This is a genomic window from Siminovitchia sp. FSL H7-0308 (genome assembly GCF_037980985.1).
Taxonomy (GTDB): Bacteria; Bacillota; Bacilli; order Bacillales; family Bacillaceae_C; genus Siminovitchia; species Siminovitchia thermophila.
Genome location: NZ_CP150282.1, coordinates 4266568 through 4286206, shown reverse-complemented (window position 1 = coordinate 4286206; position 19639 = coordinate 4266568). Strand labels below are relative to the sequence as shown.

Below are 19639 nucleotides of genomic sequence, written 5' to 3'. Positions count from 1 at the left end.
TTTATTAAATATTTTACTAAAAAAAATGCAATATTGTAACGATCATGGCCACGACAAGAATGCTTGGAAGTAAATTCGCAACCCGTATTTTTGTTATGCCGACTAAATTGAGCCCGATAGCAAAAATCATGATGCCACCAACTGCCGTCATTTCCAAAATAAAATGATCCATTAATGGCTGAGGAACGATTCGATTGATTTGGGTTGCGAATAGCGCGATCACTCCCTCATAAACGACAACTGGAATAGCGGAAAAAATGACCCCAATGCCGAGTGTCGTAGATAAAATAAAGGCGGTAAAACCGTCGATAACCGCTTTAGTAAAGAGGACGTCATGATCGTTTCGTATCCCGCTGTCGAGCGCCCCGATAATCGCCATCGCGCCGATTAAAAAGATGAGGGTTGCTGTTACAAAGCCTTGAGCGACCGTTCCCTCTTCTTTTGAACCCAAGCGCTTTTCCAGCCAACGTCCCAAGGCATTTAATTGATCATGAAGCGACCACCATTCGCCGAGGACAGTGCCAAACACGATGCTAATGATGACGATCAAGAAGTTTTCACTTTTAAAACCCATTTGCAGTCCCAGTACTATAACGGATAGTCCAATACCGTACATAACTGTTTCTTTCATTTTTTCAGGAATGAACCGCAAAATTCTTCCGAGTAATGTACCGATGATAATGCAAATACCATTTACAATCGTTCCCAGCAATACCATGTACTCACCTGACTTTTTCCCATGTCTCATCCATATTAATCTTGTAAATTGATTAACTCCAAAATGCGCTCTAAATCTTCCGGAGATAAAAACTCTATTTCAATTTTTCCTTTGTTTTTGGTTTGCTTAATCGTTACGGTTGTTCCAAACTTTTCCCGTAAACGATGTTCCTGTTCCCTGATAAACACATCTTTTTTAGGTGGTGTTTTCTTTGTTTCACGTGGAACATTTTCGTTTATGTTTTGGATCAGTTTTTCAAGTTGGCGGACGTTCAGTCCCTCTTTGATTGTTTTTTCCGCCATTAATTTCATTTGCTCTTTCCGCTTTAAACCAAGCAATGTCCGTCCGTGCCCCATCGAAAGCTTGCCTTCCGTAATATATTTCTGAATATCGGCAGGAAGGGCAAGAAGTCTGACATGGTTGGCAATATGCGGGCGGCTTTTTCCAAGCCGTTTGGCCAATTCTTCTTGTGTTACATTCAAATTGGTCATTAACGTTTGATAGGCTCTTGCCTCTTCAATGGGTGTTAAGTCTTCCCGCTGTAAATTTTCCAATACGGCGAGTTCCATCATCTGCTCATCATTAAATTCCCTAATGACGGCAGGAATGGTTGCCAATCTGGCGGCCTTTGCAGCACGAAAGCGCCGTTCACCAGCTACGATTTCATAGCCCTTTCCGATTTTGCGAAGGATGATAGGCTGTAAAATACCATGCTGTTTAATGGATTCTTTTAATTCATCAATCGCTTCAGGGGAAAATAGTTTTCGCGGCTGGTATGGGTTTGGTTTAATTTCCCTTAGACTTATTTCTCGAACCGCTTCCTCGGTTCCTACTTCCATATTCGCAAACAAAGCATTAATGCCTTTTCCAAGACCTTTAGCCAACTTCAGCCACTTCCTTTGCGAGATCTAAATATACTTCCGCTCCCCTGGATTTAGGATCATAAATAATAATCGGTTCACCATGGCTGGGAGCTTCACTCAACCGGATGTTCCGCGGAATGATGGTTTGATATACCTTGTTTTGAAAATATTTTTTTACTTCTTGAATGACTTGTAGCCCCAGGTTGGTTCTTGCGTCAAGCATTGTCAACAGGACACCTTCTATCATTAAATGGTGGTTTAAATGCTTCTGTACAAGACGGACGGTGTTCAACAACTGGCTTAATCCTTCAAGAGCATAGTATTCACACTGGACCGGGATTAAGACGGAATCGGATGCCGTCAATGCATTAATGGTCAACAAACCAAGGGAAGGAGGACAATCAATTAATATATAGTCAAAGTCATCCTTGATTTGGTCCATCGCGCGCTTTAAGCGAACTTCTCTCGAAATGGTCGGAACAAGCTCAATTTCTGCCCCTGCCAATTGAATCGTCGCTGGAACCACATATAAATTTTCTACCGCTGTATCTTTAATCACCTTTTCAATCGCCAAATCATCTACAAGTACATCGTATATGCATTCGTTGACTTCACCTTTATCAATTCCTGCGCCGCTTGTCGCATTTCCTTGAGGATCAATATCAACAATCAATACTTTTTTTCCAATAAAGGCCAAACAAGCCCCTAAATTAACAGAAGTCGTCGTTTTTCCGACTCCTCCTTTTTGGTTGGCTATGGAAATGATCTTTCCCAACTATGTCACCTACCTTAACTTCCTCCTGTAAATTATCTCACCTAATTTATTTTAACAAATATTCTATGAGGATTACGCTTAAATAAAAAATTTCTTACTTATTCCAGTTATCCGTAAAAAAATGAGAAACTTGTTTGTTTTTCAAGCTTCTCATGCTCGTCATTTTCTATGAATCTTTCTTTTTAGGAATTTTAATCGTAATTTGATAGTATTCTTCATGCTCTTCTTCCGTTGAATCTAGTTTGATTCCACTGTCAGCCACCATAGAAAGTGATTGGCGGATCGTATTGACAGCAATCCGCATATCTTTGCTGATTGCTCTTTTTTTCGGCGTTCTTTTAGGCTGTTGCTTGTCGGTGGAAAGCATTCTTACGACTTGTTCTTCCGTTTGCTTTACATTTAAGTTTTTTTCAACGATCAAATTCATCAATTCAACTTGTTTTTCGGGATCTTTTATCGGTATTAACGCCCGGGCGTGACGTTCTGTAATTTGTTTTTTCAATAAAGCTTCTTGAACTTGTTCTGGAAGTTTGAGCAAACGAAGTTTATTGGCAACGGTTGACTGCCCTTTTCCTAATCTTTGCGCCAATGCTTCCTGCGTTAAATTATGAAGTTCCAGCAGCTTTCCATAAGCTATTGCTTCTTCTATTGGGGTCAGTTCTTCTCGCTGCAAATTCTCAATTAATGCAACGGAGGCAGTTTCCGTGTCACTTAAATTTTTAATGATGGCGGGGATCTTTTCCCAGCCAAGCATCTTGACTGCCCTGAACCTTCGTTCTCCGGCAATAATTTCATATTGGCTGTTTTCTGCTTCCCTGACGACGATTGGCTGAATGATCCCATGCGTATGAATGGTCCGGGCCAACTCTTCTATTTTTGTTTCGTCAAATATGGTTCTTGGTTGAAAACGATTCGGAATGATGTCTGAAACTGTTATTTGTTTCACCTCATCCCTCTCTTCCGCCGTCTCTCTTTCTGTCGGCAGTTCTTTATCGCCCAATCCAAAAAAACGCGAGAAAGGATGTTTCATCCTTCACACCACCTTGAAATAATAACTCCCTTTTTTAAATACATTCTATCCCAATAATCAAATCCCTGCCGAACAACTGCTCCTTTGCCGACTATATTTATTCAAGCGGCAGTTTATTGGGAGTACCAGGTTTCCGCGGATATTTATTTGGAGTCTTTTTAACTTTTTTTATGATAATGATGTTTCTTTCGCTTTCTTCTATTGGCAATGTAAAATCGTGGACAGCTTGCTCTTTTCCACCAAGCAGCTTGATCGCTTTTTCGGCCGCCTTTAATTCTTCTTCGGCGTTTGCCGCCTTCATTGCCACAAATATGCCTTCTTTTTTTACAAGCGGCAGACATAATTCCGTTAAAACAGACATTTTTGCTACTGCTCTCGCGGTAACGATATCAAATCGTTCACGGAAGTCTTTATGTTGAGCAAATGTTTCCGCACGGTCGTGATAAAAAAATACTTTCTCTAGTTTCAGTTCTTTGGCAAGTTCATGTAAAAAAGTAATCCGCTTTTTTAATGAATCGACTATCGTTATATTTAGTTGCGGAAAGCAAATTTTAAGCGGGATACTCGGAAATCCAGCTCCCGCCCCGACATCGCAGAGCGACAGGGAACCTGTAAAATCAACGAAAAACGCAGCGCTCACCGAGTCATAAAAGTGTTTTAAATACACTTCCTCATGATCGGTGATCGCCGTTAAATTCATTTTTTCATTCCATTCCACCAACAGTTCGTAATACCGTTCAAATTGGTTGAGCTGACGCTCGTCTAGTTCAATACCCATTTTCTTTAATTCGTTTGTAAATTGCTCTCTATTCATTGATAAACCCTTTCTTAAGCGCCATCCCCTGCAACACGGGCTATTTTTCCGTGTTCAATATACACTAGCAAAATAGAAATATCCGCTGGATTTACGCCGGAGATCCGGGAAGCTTGGGCAATGGAAAGCGGACGGACTTTGTTTAGCTTTTGGCGCGCCTCGGTCGCAATGCCCTGGATGGCATCATAATCAATGTCTTCGGGAATTTTTTTGTTTTCAAGTTTTTTCAGCTTTTCAACTTGCTGTAAAGATTTTTCGATATAACCTTCGTATTTAATTTGAATTTCAACTTGTTCAATCACGTCTTGCGGCAGTTCTTTTTCACCGGGCGCCAACTGGATGATATGGGAATATTTCATTTCGGGACGCTTTAATAAATCGGATGCACGAATGCCGTCTTTCAGCTCGCTGCCGCCCGCTCCTCTAATCATAGCCTGCGTTTTTTCATTTGGTTTTAAGATAGTTTTTTGCAGTCTTTTTATTTCGGATTCAATATCAGCTTTTTTCCGCTTATACCGCTCGTATCGTTCTTCAGATATGAGTCCCAGTTCGTATCCTATATCGGTCAAGCGAAGGTCGGCGTTGTCCTGGCGCAATAGCAGCCGGTATTCAGCACGTGACGTTAAAAGCCGGTATGGTTCATTTGTTCCTTTGGTAACAAGGTCATCAATCAATACGCCGATATAGGCATCGGAGCGGCTTAAAATCACTTCATCTTTACCAAAAATATTACATGCGGCGTTAATGCCCGCCATAAGCCCTTGGGCCGCCGCCTCTTCATAACCGGATGTTCCGTTAATTTGGCCTGCCGTATATAAATTTTTCACTTTTTTTGTTTCCAAAGTCGGCCACAACTGGGTTGGAACGATCGCATCATATTCGATTGCATATCCCGGACGCATCATTCGCGCCTGTTCTAAAGCGGGAACCGTTTTGATCAGTTCATGCTGGACTTCTTCCGGCAAGCTTGTTGAAAGTCCCTGGACATATACTTCATTTGTATGGCGCCCTTCAGGTTCGAGAAAAATCTGGTGGCGCGGCTTATCACTAAAACGAACAACCTTATCTTCTATTGATGGACAATAGCGCGCGCCCGTCCCCTTAATCATACCGGAAAACATCGGAGAACGGTGCAAATTCTCATCAATCAAACGATGAGTGCGTTCATTCGTATACGTCAGCCAGCATGGCAATTGGTCTGTCACTTTTTTGATCGTTTCATAACTGAATGCCCTCGGTTCTTCATCACCAGGCTGAATTTCCGTTTTGCTGTAATCAATTGTTTGGCTATTCACGCGTGGCGGAGTGCCTGTTTTAAATCTTTCTATTTCAAAGCCGAGCTCTTGCAGATGTTCCGACAGTTTGATGGACGGTTGTTGATTGTTTGGTCCACTTGAATATTTTAACTCGCCAAGAATGATTTCTCCGCGCAAGAAAGTTCCCGTTGTAATGACGACCGCTTTGGCGCGATAGACCGCTCCCGTCATCGTCACAACTCCGCGACATATATCATCTTCAACGATCAATCGTTCCACCATGCCCTGGTGAAGTGTAATATTCGGTTCATTCTCCAGCGTATTTTTCATTTCATGCTGGTATTGGAATTTATCCGCCTGGGCGCGCAGTGCCTGAACAGCCGGACCCTTACCGGTATTGAGCATCCTCATTTGGATGGCTGTTTTATCAATATTTTTACCCATTTCTCCGCCAAGGGCATCAATTTCCCGAACGACGACCCCTTTTGCCGGACCGCCTATAGATGGATTGCACGGCATAAAAGCAACCATGTCCAGATTAATTGTAATCATGAGCACTTTGGCTCCCATTCTGGCGGCCGCCAGTCCAGCTTCGCATCCGGCATGGCCCGCTCCGACTACAACCACGTCATATTGGCCTGCCTCAAATTGCTTCATGTTACACGCTCCTTTATCACTTATTCTGTTAACGCCTGTTGTTTATTTTCCGAGACAAAATTGACTAAATAACTGATCAATCAAACTTTCCTGTACAGTATCACCAATAATTTCTCCGAGCAATTCCCATGTTCTGGTCATGTCGATCTGTACGATGTCGATTGGAGTCCCCATTTCAATACCTGTAATGACATCTTCAATCGCATCAAGCGCCTGATGTAATAATGCGATATGACGGCTGTTCGATACATATGTCAAATCACCCGTTTCCAGTTCACCGCGGAAAAACATATCGGCAATCGCCTGTTCCAAATCATCGATCCCTTCTTCTTCCAATAAAGAAGTCGTCACAACGGTATGTGATGAAGCCATGTCCCTTACTTTTTCCAAATCTATTTTTCTTGGCAAGTCCGTTTTGTTCACGATAACAATAACGTCCATTCCTTCAACGGCTTTAAAAAGTTGCTCATCTTCAGAAGTAAATTCCTCGGCGGAATTGAGTACGAGTAAAATCAAATCCGCTTCCTTTAATACTTTGCGGGACCGCTCCACACCGATCTGTTCAACAATATCTTCCGTTTCTCTGATCCCCGCCGTATCAATTAAACGCAAAGGAACGCCTCTTACATTTACATATTCTTCAATAACATCCCTCGTTGTGCCAGGTATATCAGTCACAATCGCCTTGTTTTCCTGAACGAGGCTGTTTAGGAGGGATGATTTTCCGACGTTTGGCCGTCCGATGATGGCAGTCGCCAAACCTTCACGTAATATTTTACCTTGTTCGGCGGTATTTAGTAATTTTTTTATTTGGTCACGAATATAGATGGCTTTTTCCTCTAAAAGGCGATGCGTCATTTCTTCTACATCATCATATTCAGGATAATCGATGTTTACCTCGACATGGGCAAGTGTCTCCAATATCTCCTGACGCAATTTGGCGATCAATTTTGAAAGACGGCCGCCCATTTGCTCCAAAGCGATATTCATTGCTTTGTCCGTCTTTGCCCGTATCAGATCGATAACCGCTTCTGCTTGCGACAGATCAATACGTCCGTTCAAGAATGCCCTTTTCGTAAATTCCCCAGGTTCTGCAAGTCGTGCCCCATTATTTAAAACGAGTTGAAGCACACGATTTACCGAGACGAGCCCGCCATGGCAATTGATTTCCACCACGTCCTCACGTGTATACGTCCGTGGCGCCCTCATGACGGTCACCATCACTTCTTCTTCCTTCGCACCCGTTTTTGGGTTGACAAGCAATCCATAATGAATGGTATGGGTTGCCACATCTTTTAACTGCTTTCCCCCTGCCCCCCGGAATATTTGATCCGCAATCTGAACCGCTTCATCGCCACTGATTCTGACAATCGCGATTCCTCCTTCGCCGAGCGGGGTCGATATCGCGGCAATCGTATCGAAATCCATTATTTTTCACCTCTTTTCTTATAAAAAAATTCATATATCAATGCACAATGTGCATAACTTTTTTATCGCCAATCATCCACAATTGGAATAAGCTGCATTCTTTATTTTATCTTATCCACATGTGAATAACAATGGCGTAAGACAGGTTCCTGGCTTTGAAAATTTCCCTGAATGTAACAAAACGTTCAGACGACATTTTTAATATGCTTCAACCACACTCCCTTTTCTTCCTTTTAAGCAAAACTTGTTTTTCTAACTGGTTTCCCTTGATGCTTCCAACTGATCTTTTTCCAAGATGGTTGGCTTTTGTTTAGCGGCAATGAATGAGAGTATTGGCTCTTTTCATTTATATGGAAATTTTTTTATAGATAAGGAAGGGATACAACACTTTTGAGAGCTAAATGGTATCCTTACACAGAAAAAAAACACCTCTCAGCTTTGAGAAGTGTTTGGTTGAATCACAACGTATCTGTTGGGTTCTTCCCCTTTTGACACGGTTTGTACACCACGGTGATCTGCCAGCACAGTATGTATAATCTTTCGCTCGTAATTTGGCATTGGTTCCAGCTTTATCGGCTCGCCTTCATGAACTGCTTTTTGCGCAAGGCGTTCCGCCAGGCGGGCCAACGTTTCTTTTCGCCTTTCCCGGTAATTTTCCGGATTTAAAATGACTCTTATATAATGCCCTGAATGGCGATTGGCAACAAGTTGTGTCAAATATTGCAAAGAATTGACGGTTTGTCCTCTTTTCCCGATTAAAAGCCCCATTTTTTCACCAGTGATGTTGACAAATACGTTGCGATCATCTTCTTGAACCGTTTCAATGTTTGCTTCAATGCCCATATTCCGAAGGACATTTTGCAAAAAATCCACGACGGATTCAATGGCGCCCGGCTTCAACGTTACTTTAACGACAGCCGGACGAGAACCAAAGAGCCCGAATAGCCCCTTTTTTCCTTCATCGACAATTTGAATTTCCACTTGATCTTTTGTTGCATTCAGTTGAGCCAAAGCTGATTGTACTGCTTCTTCCACGGTTTGTCCGTTGGCAGTGACTTGTTTCACTTTTTAGCTCCCCTCACCTTTCCCTCATTCGTCGTCGATTTTTGAACGACAGGCGGTTTTATAAAATACGTTTGGACGATCATAAAAATATTTCCGACTACCCAGTATAAGGAAAGTGCCGCCGGGAAATTGATTGCAAAAATCAAAATCATTACTGGCATGATGTACAGCATCATTTGCATTTGCGGATTTTGGCCTTCCATTCCGGCCATCATCATTTTTTGCTGCAGGAAAGTAGTCAGTCCCGCAATAATCGGAAGTAAAAACAAAGGATCCGGCTTTCCGAGATCAAACCATAAAAATGTGTGGGTAGCAATTTCTTCCGTACGAATAATCGCTTGATAAAACCCGATTAAAATTGGCATTTGAATCAGCAACGGAAAACAGCCTGCCAGCGGATTCACACCATGTTTTTGAAACAGCTGCATCATTTCCTGCTGAAGCTGTTGCTGGGTTTTTGCATCTTTTGAGCTGTATTTTTCCCTTAATTTTTGCATTTCCGGCTGAAGTGCTTGCATTGCTTTTGAACTTTTGGTTTGTTTGATCATCAGCGGCAATATCGCTAACCGAATGAGAATCGTGACAATCACTATCCCCAAACCGTAACTGTTGCCGAACATTTCAGCTGTGGTCGTTATCAGCCATGATAAAGGATAAACGATATACTTGCTCCAAAAACCAGTGCTCTCGGATGTAATCGGCACAGGGTTTTCAATCGTCGAACAGCCTGCTGCGGTGATGACGAGAAACAGCAATGCTGACAATAAAAATATTTTCTTCTTCAAAACTTTATATCCTCCCTGTGTATCAGAATAACGTATCGATGATAACAGCTCTATCCGTTATTTTAACACTTTTCTCCGCTTCTGTTCATTTATTATCATTTGATTCTTTTCGTATGCTTTTTCCCAGCAGGAGCACATGTTCCAAACTCTTTTTAATGGAATGATAATCCATCTCGGCCGCCGGTTTCCTGGCGATGATAACATAATCTTTCATGGGACTCACACGTGTTTGATTCTCTTGGAAAAATTGCCTGATATATCGTTTGATTCGATTTCTCGTCACCGCATTTCCGATTTTTTTACTGACGGATAATCCGATCCGAAAATGCCCCTGATCTTTCTTTTCTAGTATATAGACGACGAATTGCCGATTGGCAACCGACGCCCCTTTTCTAAAAACAGCCTGAAACTCCGTATTTTTTTTAATTCTGAATGTTTTCTTCATTCATCCACCTCAAAAGCTGAGCCCCGTTCTCTCATCTATTAGAAAAAAGACCACTGAGACGTTTCAGTGGTCTACGCGGATAAAACTTTTCTTCCTTTACGACGGCGAGCAGCCAAAATTCTTCGGCCCGTTTTCGTGCTCATGCGCACACGGAAACCATGAACTTTACTTCTTTTACGTCTATTTGGCTGGAATGTTCTTTTCATTATAGTAACACCTCCTCGAGGGTTGGATCATTCTCGTTTAAGACAGTCTTACTAATTATAAAGATGTCATAGAAAGATTGTCAACCTTCCCCTTCATTTTTTCCATCCATTTTAATCCAACACGAGCCTGTTGATGAATTGTGAGTTCATTATTTCTTATTCACAATATTTATCGACAAGTTTTTCACAAACCAAGGGCTGTTAATAATTATTTTTTACCGTTTTTTAGCATTGTGGATAATCTTTGGCACTCATTGCAGGACCATGCTTAATTTGATATGATAATAGTGTTTTACTTGTGGATGCCCTATCTCAATCCTCATCATTATCCACAGATTGTGGATAGAATGTGGATTGTTTATAAACCTCCATTGCATATCTTTGTCCACAAGAAGTGGATATTGTCGAAATACCCGTTTTCTACTATTATATACTTTTCCACAATTTCTTTTCTTGGAAAGGAACCAATAAGTCGGGATCTACTAAAATAAAGGGGGGTAAATGTTGGAAAACTTGGCCGATCTTTGGGACCAGGTCCTGAAGAATATTGAACAAAAAATAAGCAAGCCCAGTTTTGATACATGGCTTAAATTTACTGAAGCCTATCGTTTGCAAGGTGAAACTTTAGTAGTCGCAGCTCCAAATGAATTTGCCAGGGATTGGTTAGAGGGACGCTATGCGGATTTAATTTCTAAACTTTTATATGAAATTATTGGAGAAAATTTGGAGGTAAAATTTATCATTCCCCCTGAAAATGAAGAGGAAGCAAGCAAAACACCGGCTGCTCCACATCCAGTACAAGAAATTCATAGGAAAGAAAACTACCAAAATATGCTGAATTCCAAATACACGTTCGATACCTTCGTTATTGGCGCCGGGAACCGTTTTGCCCATGCAGCATCCCTCGCTGTTGCCGAAGCTCCGGCCAAAGCTTATAACCCGCTCTTTATTTACGGTGGGGTCGGGCTTGGAAAAACACATTTGTTACATGCCATCGGTCATTATGTATTAGAGCACAATCCAACGGCAAAGGTTGTCTACCTGTCATCCGAAAAATTTACAAATGAATTTATTAATTCGATCCGAGACAATAAAGCCGATGATTTTAGAAATAAATATCGAAATGTAGATGTGCTTTTAATAGATGATATTCAATTTTTGGCCGGAAAAGAACAAACTCAGGAAGAATTTTTCCATACATTTAACACGCTCCACGAAGAAAGCAAACAAATTATCATTTCGAGCGACAGGCCGCCAAAAGAAATTCCGACATTGGAAGACCGCTTGAGATCCCGCTTTGAATGGGGGTTGATCACCGATATTACGCCTCCTGATCTGGAAACAAGAATCGCCATTTTAAGAAAAAAGGCAAAAGCGGACGGGTTGGACATACCGAATGAAGCTATGCTGTACATAGCCAATCAAATCGATACGAACATTAGGGAACTGGAGGGTGCGTTAATACGCGTTGTCGCTTACTCATCCCTTATTAATAAGGACATTAATGCGGATTTGACTGCTGAAGCATTAAAGGATATTATTCCCAGCTCCAAACCAAAAGTCATTACCGTTCTCGATATCCAGAAAGTGGTTGGAGCCGAATTTAATGTGAAACTTGAAGATTTTAAAGCGAAGAAAAGAACGAAATCAATCGCTTTTCCAAGACAAATTGCCATGTACCTGGCAAGGGAGCTTACGGATCTCTCCCTCCCGAAAATTGGCGAAGAATTTGGCGGCCGTGATCATACCACGGTCATTCACGCTTATGATAAAATATCAAAGCTATTGGAAACAGACGCCGATTTACAGTCTATTATTCAAAACATCAAGGATTCTCTTAAAAGTTCACATTGAGGATTATGTGCATAACCGGAACATGGACATGCACATCTTGTACACATGTGAATAAGGCGAGATTTCCAGTCATTCACATATTTATCCACATATCCACAACGCCTACTACTATTACTACGATTTTTTTATTAAAAAATAATATATATAAAGCTGAAGTGAGGGAATAAAAATGCAATTTACCATTCAGCGGAATCGGCTCGCGGACAGTGTCAATCATGTCATGAGGGCTGTTTCTTCAAGAACAACCATTCCTATCTTGACGGGAATTAAAATCGTCGCCACAGAAGATGGCATTACTTTTACTGGAAGTGATTCCGACATTTCCATCGAATCTTATATACCTGTTGAAGAAAATGGCGATAAATTGATTGATATGGTTCAACCCGGTGGCATTGTCCTGAATGCGCGTTTTTTCGGAGATATCGTCAGAAAACTACCAAAGGATACAGTAGAAATGAAGGTGGAAGATTCGAGGCAAGTACTCATCCGTTCCGGAAAAGCAGAGTTCTATCTAAACGGGCTTGACCATAAGGAGTACCCCCTTCTTCCCCAAGTATCGGATGAAACTGTATTTTCCATGCCGGGCAATCTTTTGAAAACATTAATCAGACAAACAGTGTTCGCAGTGTCCACCTCAGAAATACGCCCGATCTTGACAGGTGTAAACTGGCACATTGAAAATGGGTCACTTACCTGTGTTGCCACCGACAGCCACAGACTGGCCATGAAGACATCACCAGTCGATTTACCGGAAAACGAAAGTTATCAAACGGTTATCCCTGGCAAAAGCCTTACTGAGCTTAGCAAGATCCTGGATGATAATGACCAACCGGTCAATATTTTTATTACCGATAACCAGGTCCTTTTTAAAACCAAAAATATTCACTTTTATTCACGCCGGTTGGAAGGAAATTATCCTGATACATCTCGACTCATTCCAGCGGAATATAAGACAAATATTGTTCTTGAAGGCAAATTGTTTAATGACGCCATTGACAGGGCTTCGTTGTTGGCCCGGGAAGAAAGAAACAATGTGGTCAAACTTACATCACTTGAGGGAAACATGATTGAAATCTCTTCCAATACACCCGAAATCGGCCATGTATCGGAGCAAATTCCCATTCATTCACTTGAGGGTGAAGCTTTAAATATTTCGTTCAGTGCGAAATACATGATGGAAGCCCTCCGCGCTGTGGAAGGCAATGAAATTACCGTCAGCTTTACGGGCGCCATGAGGCCTTTTATTATTAAATCTGTAGAAGATCCGACCATTTTGCAACTTATTTTGCCTGTTCGTACTGCGTAAGACAGCCTGCCCCTTGAGGCAGGTTTTTTATATCCATCCAAGGAATGATCGTTGTCTGCTCTTTTTTCGTTTAATGATTTTATCATCGTTGGCGGCGCCCCCCGTATTCTTTGTCATGAGCGTAAATCTTTAGTAAAATAAAGGTATGAGATCATAAACGGAAAGAGTGAGAGCGTGGAAACAAAAATTGTCATTCAAACGGACACCATCACACTTGGTCAATTTTTAAAGCTTGCCGATCTGATTGATTCAGGCGGAATGGCCAAGTGGTTTTTGAGCGAGCATACCGTCTTGGTCAATGGAGAACCTGAGCAAAGGCGCGGTCGCAAGCTCTATGAGGGTGATCGTATCGAAGTGCAGGGAGCGGGAAGTTTTCTTGTTGCCCATTAAAGGATGTCTTTTCCATGTATATTGAGCAATTGGAATTGGAAAATTTTAGAAATTATAAAACACTCTCACTTTCTTTTGAAAATAAAGTCAATGTGTTCGTTGGAGAAAATGCCCAAGGAAAAACAAATGTCATGGAAGCCATTTACGTTTTAGGCATGGCCAAGTCCCATCGAACTTCAAATGACAAGGATTTGATACGATGGGATGAAGAGTATGCTAAAATAAGGGGCAGGATTCAAAAAAAGAGCGGGTCTGCTCCCATGGAGTTAACGATTTCCAAAAAAGGAAAAAAAGCCAAATTTAACCATATAGAGCAAAGGAAATTGAGCCAATATGTTGGAAATATGAATGTTGTGATGTTTGCGCCTGAAGATCTCCATCTTGTCAAAGGGAGCCCTCAAGTAAGGCGTCGTTTTATTGATATGGAAATTGGCCAAGTATCTCCCCTTTACCTTTACCATGTAGGCTTATACCAAAAAATTCTGCAGCAGCGAAACCAGTATTTAAAACAATTGCAAATGAAAAAACAAACGGATCAAACATTTTTGGATGTATTGACAGAACAGTATATTGACATTGCTGTCAAAATTATTCAGAAGCGTTTTGAGTTTGTGCGAATCCTCGAAAACTGGGCAAAGCCGATTCATTCCGGTATTTCCCGAGGCCTTGAGTCCCTCACGATTCGGTATAAACCATCTCTGGATGTATCAGAACAGGCCGATTCGTCCAAAATGGTAACAACATTTGAGGAAAAACTTTCCACTTTAAGGAATAGAGAAATAGACCGGGGAATCAGCCTGATTGGCCCGCATCGAGATGAAATATATTTTTATGTTAACGGGCGGGATGTTCAAACGTTTGGCTCACAAGGCCAGCAACGCACTGCTGCCCTCTCTGTCAAACTGGCCGAAATAGAACTCATTTTTGAGGAAGTTGGTGAATACCCGATATTGCTTCTTGATGATGTTTTATCCGAATTGGATGATTTTCGCCAATCCCATTTGCTGAATACCATTCAGGATAAAGTTCAAACGTTTGTGACAACAACGACAACGAGCGGGATTGACCATGAAACGATAAGAGAAGCGACCAGTTTTTCAGTTCATAACGGCAACATCACGAGAGTGGAATGAGGAGGACCTTGTATGTATGTTCATGTAGGTGATGATACATTGGTCCGTTTGAGTGATATCATTGCCATTTTAGATATGCAGACAGTCAATGAGTCTGAGCCGATGCAAGAGATGTTGGAAAAGAAAAAAGAGAGTGTGGTCAATATTGCGGACGGCCCTTATAAATCGCTCGTAATTACACCGAATCATATGTATCTCACCCCTGTCGCCCTCGCTACTTTAAAGAAAAAAGCAATGAACGATACAAGATGAACAATATGTTTGATTCATTTTAAAATAGATGGAAAGTGCAGGTGAATCGTTCATGTCAATGGAACAAGAGGCCATTCAAAAACAGTACGACGAAAAACAAATCCAGGTGCTTGAAGGGCTTGAAGCGGTTCGCAAGCGTCCCGGGATGTATATAGGTTCAACAAGCATAAAAGGTTTGCACCATCTCGTATGGGAAATTGTGGACAATAGTATTGACGAAGCGATGGCTGGATATTGCAATGAAATTAATCTCATTATTGAAGAAGACAACAGCATTACCGTTAAAGACAATGGGCGTGGAATACCAGTGGGTATTCATGAGAAAATGGGCCGCCCGGCAGTTGAAGTTATTCTGACCGTCCTCCACGCCGGCGGAAAATTTGGCGGAGGCGGATATAAAGTTTCCGGAGGCCTTCACGGTGTTGGCGCATCGGTCGTCAACGCGTTGTCCAGCGAGCTTGAAGTATATGTACATTTGAACGGAAAAATTCATTATCAAAAATATAAAAGAGGTGTACCCGAATTTGATTTGAAAATCATCGGTGATACAGACCAAACAGGAACTGTCATTCACTTCAAACCGGATCCGGAAATATTTACGGAAACGACTGAATTTGATTTTGAAACCTTATCTACCCGTACCCGGGAACTGGCCTTTTTAAACAAAGGCTTAAAATTGACGATTGAAGATAAGCGCGAGGAACCCAAAAAGCTCGAATTCCACTATGAAGGCGGAATTATGTCTTATGTAGAGCACTTGAACAGAGCGAAAGAAGTGCTTCACGAGGAACCGATTTACATCGACAGTGAGCGCGATGAGATCGCTATTGAAATTGCCATGCAGTACAACGACGGGTATGCAAGTAATATTTATTCCTTTGCAAACAATATCCACACATATGAAGGTGGAACGCATGAATCGGGATTTAAGGCAGCTTTGACAAGAGTCATTAACGACTATGCCAAAAAGCATCAAATCATTAAAGAAAATGATGGTAATTTGTCAGGAGAAGACGTCCGGGAAGGTTTGACCGCCATTATTTCCATCAAACATCCAGATCCGCAATTTGAGGGACAAACGAAAACGAAACTTGGAAATTCAGAGGCCCGTACGATCACGGACGCTCTTTTCTCAGAGCACTTTGAGAAGTTCCTTTTGGAAAATCCGACACTTGCAAGGAAAATCGTCGATAAAGGTTTAATGGCCGCCAGAGCGAGGATGGCGGCTCGAAAAGCGCGTGAACTAACACGGCGAAAAAATGCATTGGAAATATCCAGTCTTCCAGGGAAGCTCGCGGACTGCTCTTCCAGAGATCCTGAAATCAGTGAATTGTATATCGTTGAAGGAGACTCCGCCGGCGGCTCCGCAAAACAAGGGCGGGATCGGCACTTCCAAGCTATTTTACCCCTAAAGGGAAAGATTATTAATGTTGAAAAATCCCGTCTTGACCGCATTCTGTCCAACAATGAGGTGCGGGCGATCATTACGGCTCTTGGCACTGGAATCGGAGACGATTTTGACATTTCAAAAGCCCGATACCATAAAATAGTGATCATGACGGACGCGGACGTGGATGGCGCCCATATCCGGACGCTGTTGCTTACGCTCTTTTACCGTTATATGCGGCCATTGATTGAAGCGGGTTATATTTATATAGCCCAGCCCCCGCTTTATAAAATCAGCCAAGGGAAAAAGGAATTATATACCTATTCCGATCGTGAATTAGATGCTCTGATCGCAGAGTTGCCGGAGCAGCCAAAACCGATTGTGCAAAGGTATAAAGGACTCGGAGAAATGGATCCCGAGCAGCTTTGGGAAACGACGATGGATCCGAAAGCGAGGACGCTCCTGCAGGTGACCTTGGAAGACGCCATTGATGCAGATGAAACATTTGATATGCTCATGGGTGAAAAAGTGGAACCGCGCAGGTTGTTTATCGAAGAGAATGCAATATACGTAAAGAATTTGGATATTTAATTTTTGCCGGTTAAAAGCTTGTGAGAATCCTCACTTGCTTTTTTCGGGATAAGGGAGGTTTTAGCATGACAGATATGCCTGAATCAAATGTGAAGGAAATCAATTTAAGTCAGGAAATGCGTTCATCCTTTCTCGACTATGCGATGAGCGTCATCGTCTCCCGCGCCCTTCCCGATGTCCGGGATGGATTAAAACCTGTTCATAGGCGGATATTATATGCCATGAATGACCTTGGGATGACAAGTGATAAAGCTTATAAGAAGTCAGCGCGGATCGTTGGGGAGGTTATCGGAAAATATCACCCTCACGGAGATTCGCCTGTTTATGAAACGATGGTTCGGATGGCGCAAGATTTCAGCTACAGGTACATGCTTGTGGACGGACATGGGAACTTTGGTTCCATTGATGGCGACTCGGCGGCCGCCATGAGGTACACCGAGGCCAGGATGTCCAAGATTTCGATGGAGCTTGTACGGGACCTAAATAAAGACACGATTGATTATAAAGAGAACTATGACGGTTCGGAAAAAGAGCCGGTCGTGTTGCCCGCCCGTTTTCCAAACCTGCTTGTCAACGGCTCTTCCGGGATTGCCGTAGGAATGGCAACGAATATTCCTCCCCACCAACTTGGTGAAGTTATTAACGGCATTCTGATGTTGAGCAGGGACCCTGAAATAACGATTCAAGAATTGATGGAATATATTCAAGGACCGGATTTTCCGACAGCGGGACTGATCGTGGGAAGAAGCGGTATCAGAAGGGCTTACGAGACAGGCCGTGGCTCCATCATTATGCGGGCCCGGGTTGAGATTGAAACGAAATCAAACGGAAGGGAAACGATTATCGTCCATGAGATTCCCTTCCAAGTGAATAAGGCAAGGCTTATCGAGCGAATTGCCGAACTGGTGCGTGAAAAAAAACTTGACGGCATTACTGAGTTACGGGATGAATCAGACCGTTCCGGCATGAGAATTGTCATGGAAGTCCGCAGGGATGCCAATGCAAATGTTATTTTAAATAATCTATATAAAATGACGGCCTTGCAAACGAGTTTTGGTATTAATATGCTGGCGCTTGTGGACGGACAGCCGAAAGTGTTGAACTTAAAGCAATGCTTGGAACATTATTTGGAACATCAGAAAGTCATCATTCGCAGGCGAACAGAATTTGAATTGAGAAAAGCGGAGGCCCGTGCCCATATTTTAGAAGGATTAAGAATTGCCCTTGATCATATTGATGCCATCATCAGCTTGATCAGGGGGTCGGAGACAACCGACATTGCCCGAACCGGGTTAATGGAACAATTCAACTTGAGCGAAAAGCAAGCCCAGGCGATTCTTGATATGCGGCTTCAGCGCTTGACCGGTCTTGAAAGAGAAAAAATCGAAGATGAATATCAGCAACTTCTAAAGCTGATTGCGGAATTAAAAGGCATTCTGGCTGATGAAGAAAAAGTGTTGCAAATTATTCGCGATGAATTGACGGAAATTAAAGAGCGCTTTGATGATGGCCGCCGGACTGAGATTGTTTCCGGTGGAGTGGGACACATCGAAGATGAAGATTTGATTCCAAGGGAAAATGTTGTCATCACGTTAACCCATAACGGTTATATCAAGCGGCTGCCCATTTCCACATACCGTAGCCAAAGACGGGGCGGCCGGGGTGTTCAAGGAATGGGAACAAATGAAGATGATTTCGTAGAACATTTACTTACGACGTCTACTCATGACACCATCCTTTTCTTTACAAACAAAGGAAAAGTGTATAGGAAGAAAGGTTATGAGATTCCCGAGTACAGCCGGACGGCCAAGGGACTGCCGATCATTAATATGCTGGAGATCGATAAAGGTGAGTGGATCAATACAATCATCGCCGTGGAAGAAGTCCTGGAAGACTGGTTCTTGTTCTTTGCGACAAAAGAAGGAATTGTTAAAAGAACGCCGGTATCAGCCTTTGCCAACATCCGAAATAATGGACTGATCGCCCTGAACCTTCGGGAAAACGACGAACTTATTTCGGTAAAACTAACGGATAACGATAAAGATATCGTGATTGGAACGAAGAACGGACTGCTCATCCGCTTTCCTGAAACAGATGTACGCCCAATGGGAAGAACGGCAACTGGCGTAAAAGGGATTAATTTAACCGAAAACGATGAAGTTGTTGGAATGGAAATTCTCGAGGAGGACCACGATGTTCTTGTCGTAACAAAAAATGGCTACGGCAAGCGGACGCCAGCAGCTGATTACCGGATACAATCCCGCGGTGGAAAAGGTCTAATTACTTGCCATATTACCGAGAAAACGGGAAGTGTCGTTGCTGTAGAAACGGTTAAAGGTGATGAAGACCTGATGTTGATCACTGCCGGCGGCATTTTAATTCGTATGGCGGTTGAAGATATTTCCGTCATGGGCCGTAATACACAAGGTGTCATTCTGATCAGGCTTGATGAAGAGGAATCTGTCGCCACGGTCGCAAAAGTAGAAAAAGCCGAAGGAATTGAAGAAATATCAACAACGCCGAGTGATGAAGAAATCACAGGTGAAGAATTGTACGAATAAGCAATGCGGAGCATCGGATCATTCCCCGATGTTCTTTTTTTGAAAAAATGGATATACGGGCTGCTTGTATTTGGATTATTAAGAAATATTTTTGATGTTCAATTGTAAATATTAGTTCGTACG

General features: G+C 42.3%; 18 protein-coding genes. 7 read left to right on the top strand and 11 right to left on the bottom strand.

Features of this window, described 5'->3' with window-relative positions:
* Positions 1 to 16 precede the first annotated feature (16 nt).
* The 11 genes from MHB50_RS20090 to rpmH form a co-directional block, all read right to left on the bottom strand.
* Complete coding sequence (locus MHB50_RS20090; RefSeq protein ID WP_077109397.1) at positions 17 to 718, bottom strand: DUF554 domain-containing protein; 702 nt, start codon at positions 716 to 718, stop codon at positions 17 to 19.
* Between the two features lie 35 nt (positions 719 to 753).
* The gene (locus MHB50_RS20085; RefSeq protein ID WP_077109398.1) at positions 754 to 1602 is read right to left on the bottom strand and encodes a ParB/RepB/Spo0J family partition protein; all 849 of its coding nucleotides are present in this window, start codon (positions 1600 to 1602) and stop codon (positions 754 to 756) included.
* Entirely contained in the window at positions 1595 to 2356 is a 762-nt protein-coding gene (locus tag MHB50_RS20080; RefSeq protein ID WP_077109399.1) for an AAA family ATPase, read from the bottom strand. Before MHB50_RS20080 ends, MHB50_RS20085 begins: the two co-directional genes overlap by 8 nt.
* 166 nt (positions 2357 to 2522) lie before the next feature.
* A complete protein-coding gene (gene noc / locus MHB50_RS20075; RefSeq protein WP_077109400.1) occupies positions 2523 to 3386 on the bottom strand; it encodes a nucleoid occlusion protein in 864 nt (287 codons plus the stop codon).
* A 97-nt stretch (positions 3387 to 3483) separates the two neighbouring features.
* Entirely contained in the window at positions 3484 to 4200 is a 717-nt protein-coding gene (rsmG, locus tag MHB50_RS20070; protein WP_205180043.1) for a 16S rRNA (guanine(527)-N(7))-methyltransferase RsmG, read from the bottom strand.
* Positions 4201 to 4214: 14 nt separating this feature from the next.
* On the bottom strand, positions 4215 to 6113 hold the full coding sequence (gene mnmG / locus MHB50_RS20065) for a tRNA uridine-5-carboxymethylaminomethyl(34) synthesis enzyme MnmG (protein ID WP_077109402.1): 1899 nt from the start codon (positions 6111 to 6113) through the stop codon (positions 4215 to 4217).
* A gap of 42 nt (positions 6114 to 6155) precedes the next feature.
* Positions 6156 to 7541, bottom strand: coding sequence for a tRNA uridine-5-carboxymethylaminomethyl(34) synthesis GTPase MnmE (gene mnmE, locus MHB50_RS20060; RefSeq protein ID WP_205180041.1), 1386 nt, complete (start codon positions 7539 to 7541; stop codon positions 6156 to 6158).
* Positions 7542 to 7973: 432 nt separating this feature from the next.
* Positions 7974 to 8606: an RNA-binding cell elongation regulator Jag/EloR gene (gene jag, locus MHB50_RS20055; protein ID WP_077109404.1), complete on the bottom strand. Its 633-nt coding sequence runs from the start codon at positions 8604 to 8606 to the stop codon at positions 7974 to 7976.
* Positions 8603 to 9361: a YidC family membrane integrase SpoIIIJ gene (spoIIIJ, locus tag MHB50_RS20050; protein ID WP_236017149.1), complete on the bottom strand. Its 759-nt coding sequence runs from the start codon at positions 9359 to 9361 to the stop codon at positions 8603 to 8605. The genes jag and spoIIIJ overlap by 4 nt, the downstream gene beginning before the upstream one ends.
* A 115-nt stretch (positions 9362 to 9476) precedes the next feature.
* Complete coding sequence (gene rnpA, locus MHB50_RS20045; RefSeq protein WP_077109406.1) at positions 9477 to 9836, bottom strand: ribonuclease P protein component; 360 nt, start codon at positions 9834 to 9836, stop codon at positions 9477 to 9479.
* A gap of 71 nt (positions 9837 to 9907) precedes the next feature.
* On the bottom strand, positions 9908 to 10042 hold the full coding sequence (gene rpmH / locus MHB50_RS20040; RefSeq protein WP_077109407.1) for a 50S ribosomal protein L34: 135 nt from the start codon (positions 10040 to 10042) through the stop codon (positions 9908 to 9910).
* Between the two features lie 504 nt (positions 10043 to 10546).
* Here rpmH and dnaA point away from each other — a divergent pair.
* The 7 genes from dnaA (at position 10547) to gyrA (ending at position 19516) form a co-directional block, all read left to right on the top strand.
* Positions 10547 to 11896 (top strand): chromosomal replication initiator protein DnaA, encoded by a 1350-nt coding sequence (gene dnaA / locus MHB50_RS20035; RefSeq protein WP_077109414.1) that lies wholly within the window; start codon positions 10547 to 10549, stop codon positions 11894 to 11896.
* Between the two features lie 169 nt (positions 11897 to 12065).
* Complete coding sequence (gene dnaN, locus MHB50_RS20030) at positions 12066 to 13202, top strand: DNA polymerase III subunit beta (RefSeq protein WP_077109408.1); 1137 nt, start codon at positions 12066 to 12068, stop codon at positions 13200 to 13202.
* 174 nt (positions 13203 to 13376) lie between these two features.
* Positions 13377 to 13592 (top strand): S4 domain-containing protein YaaA, encoded by a 216-nt coding sequence (gene yaaA, locus MHB50_RS20025; RefSeq protein WP_077109409.1) that lies wholly within the window; start codon positions 13377 to 13379, stop codon positions 13590 to 13592.
* Positions 13593 to 13606: 14 nt separating this feature from the next.
* Positions 13607 to 14725, top strand: a complete 1119-nt coding sequence (gene recF / locus MHB50_RS20020; protein ID WP_077109410.1) for a DNA replication/repair protein RecF — start codon at positions 13607 to 13609, stop codon at positions 14723 to 14725.
* A 12-nt stretch (positions 14726 to 14737) separates the two neighbouring features.
* Positions 14738 to 14977 (top strand): extracellular matrix/biofilm biosynthesis regulator RemA family protein, encoded by a 240-nt coding sequence (locus MHB50_RS20015; protein WP_340084612.1) that lies wholly within the window; start codon positions 14738 to 14740, stop codon positions 14975 to 14977.
* A gap of 58 nt (positions 14978 to 15035) precedes the next feature.
* Positions 15036 to 16955, top strand: a complete 1920-nt coding sequence (gene gyrB, locus MHB50_RS20010) for a DNA topoisomerase (ATP-hydrolyzing) subunit B (protein WP_340085374.1) — start codon at positions 15036 to 15038, stop codon at positions 16953 to 16955.
* A gap of 65 nt (positions 16956 to 17020) precedes the next feature.
* Positions 17021 to 19516: a DNA gyrase subunit A gene (gene gyrA, locus MHB50_RS20005; protein ID WP_077109412.1), complete on the top strand. Its 2496-nt coding sequence runs from the start codon at positions 17021 to 17023 to the stop codon at positions 19514 to 19516.
* The last annotated feature ends 123 nt before the right edge of the window (positions 19517 to 19639 follow it).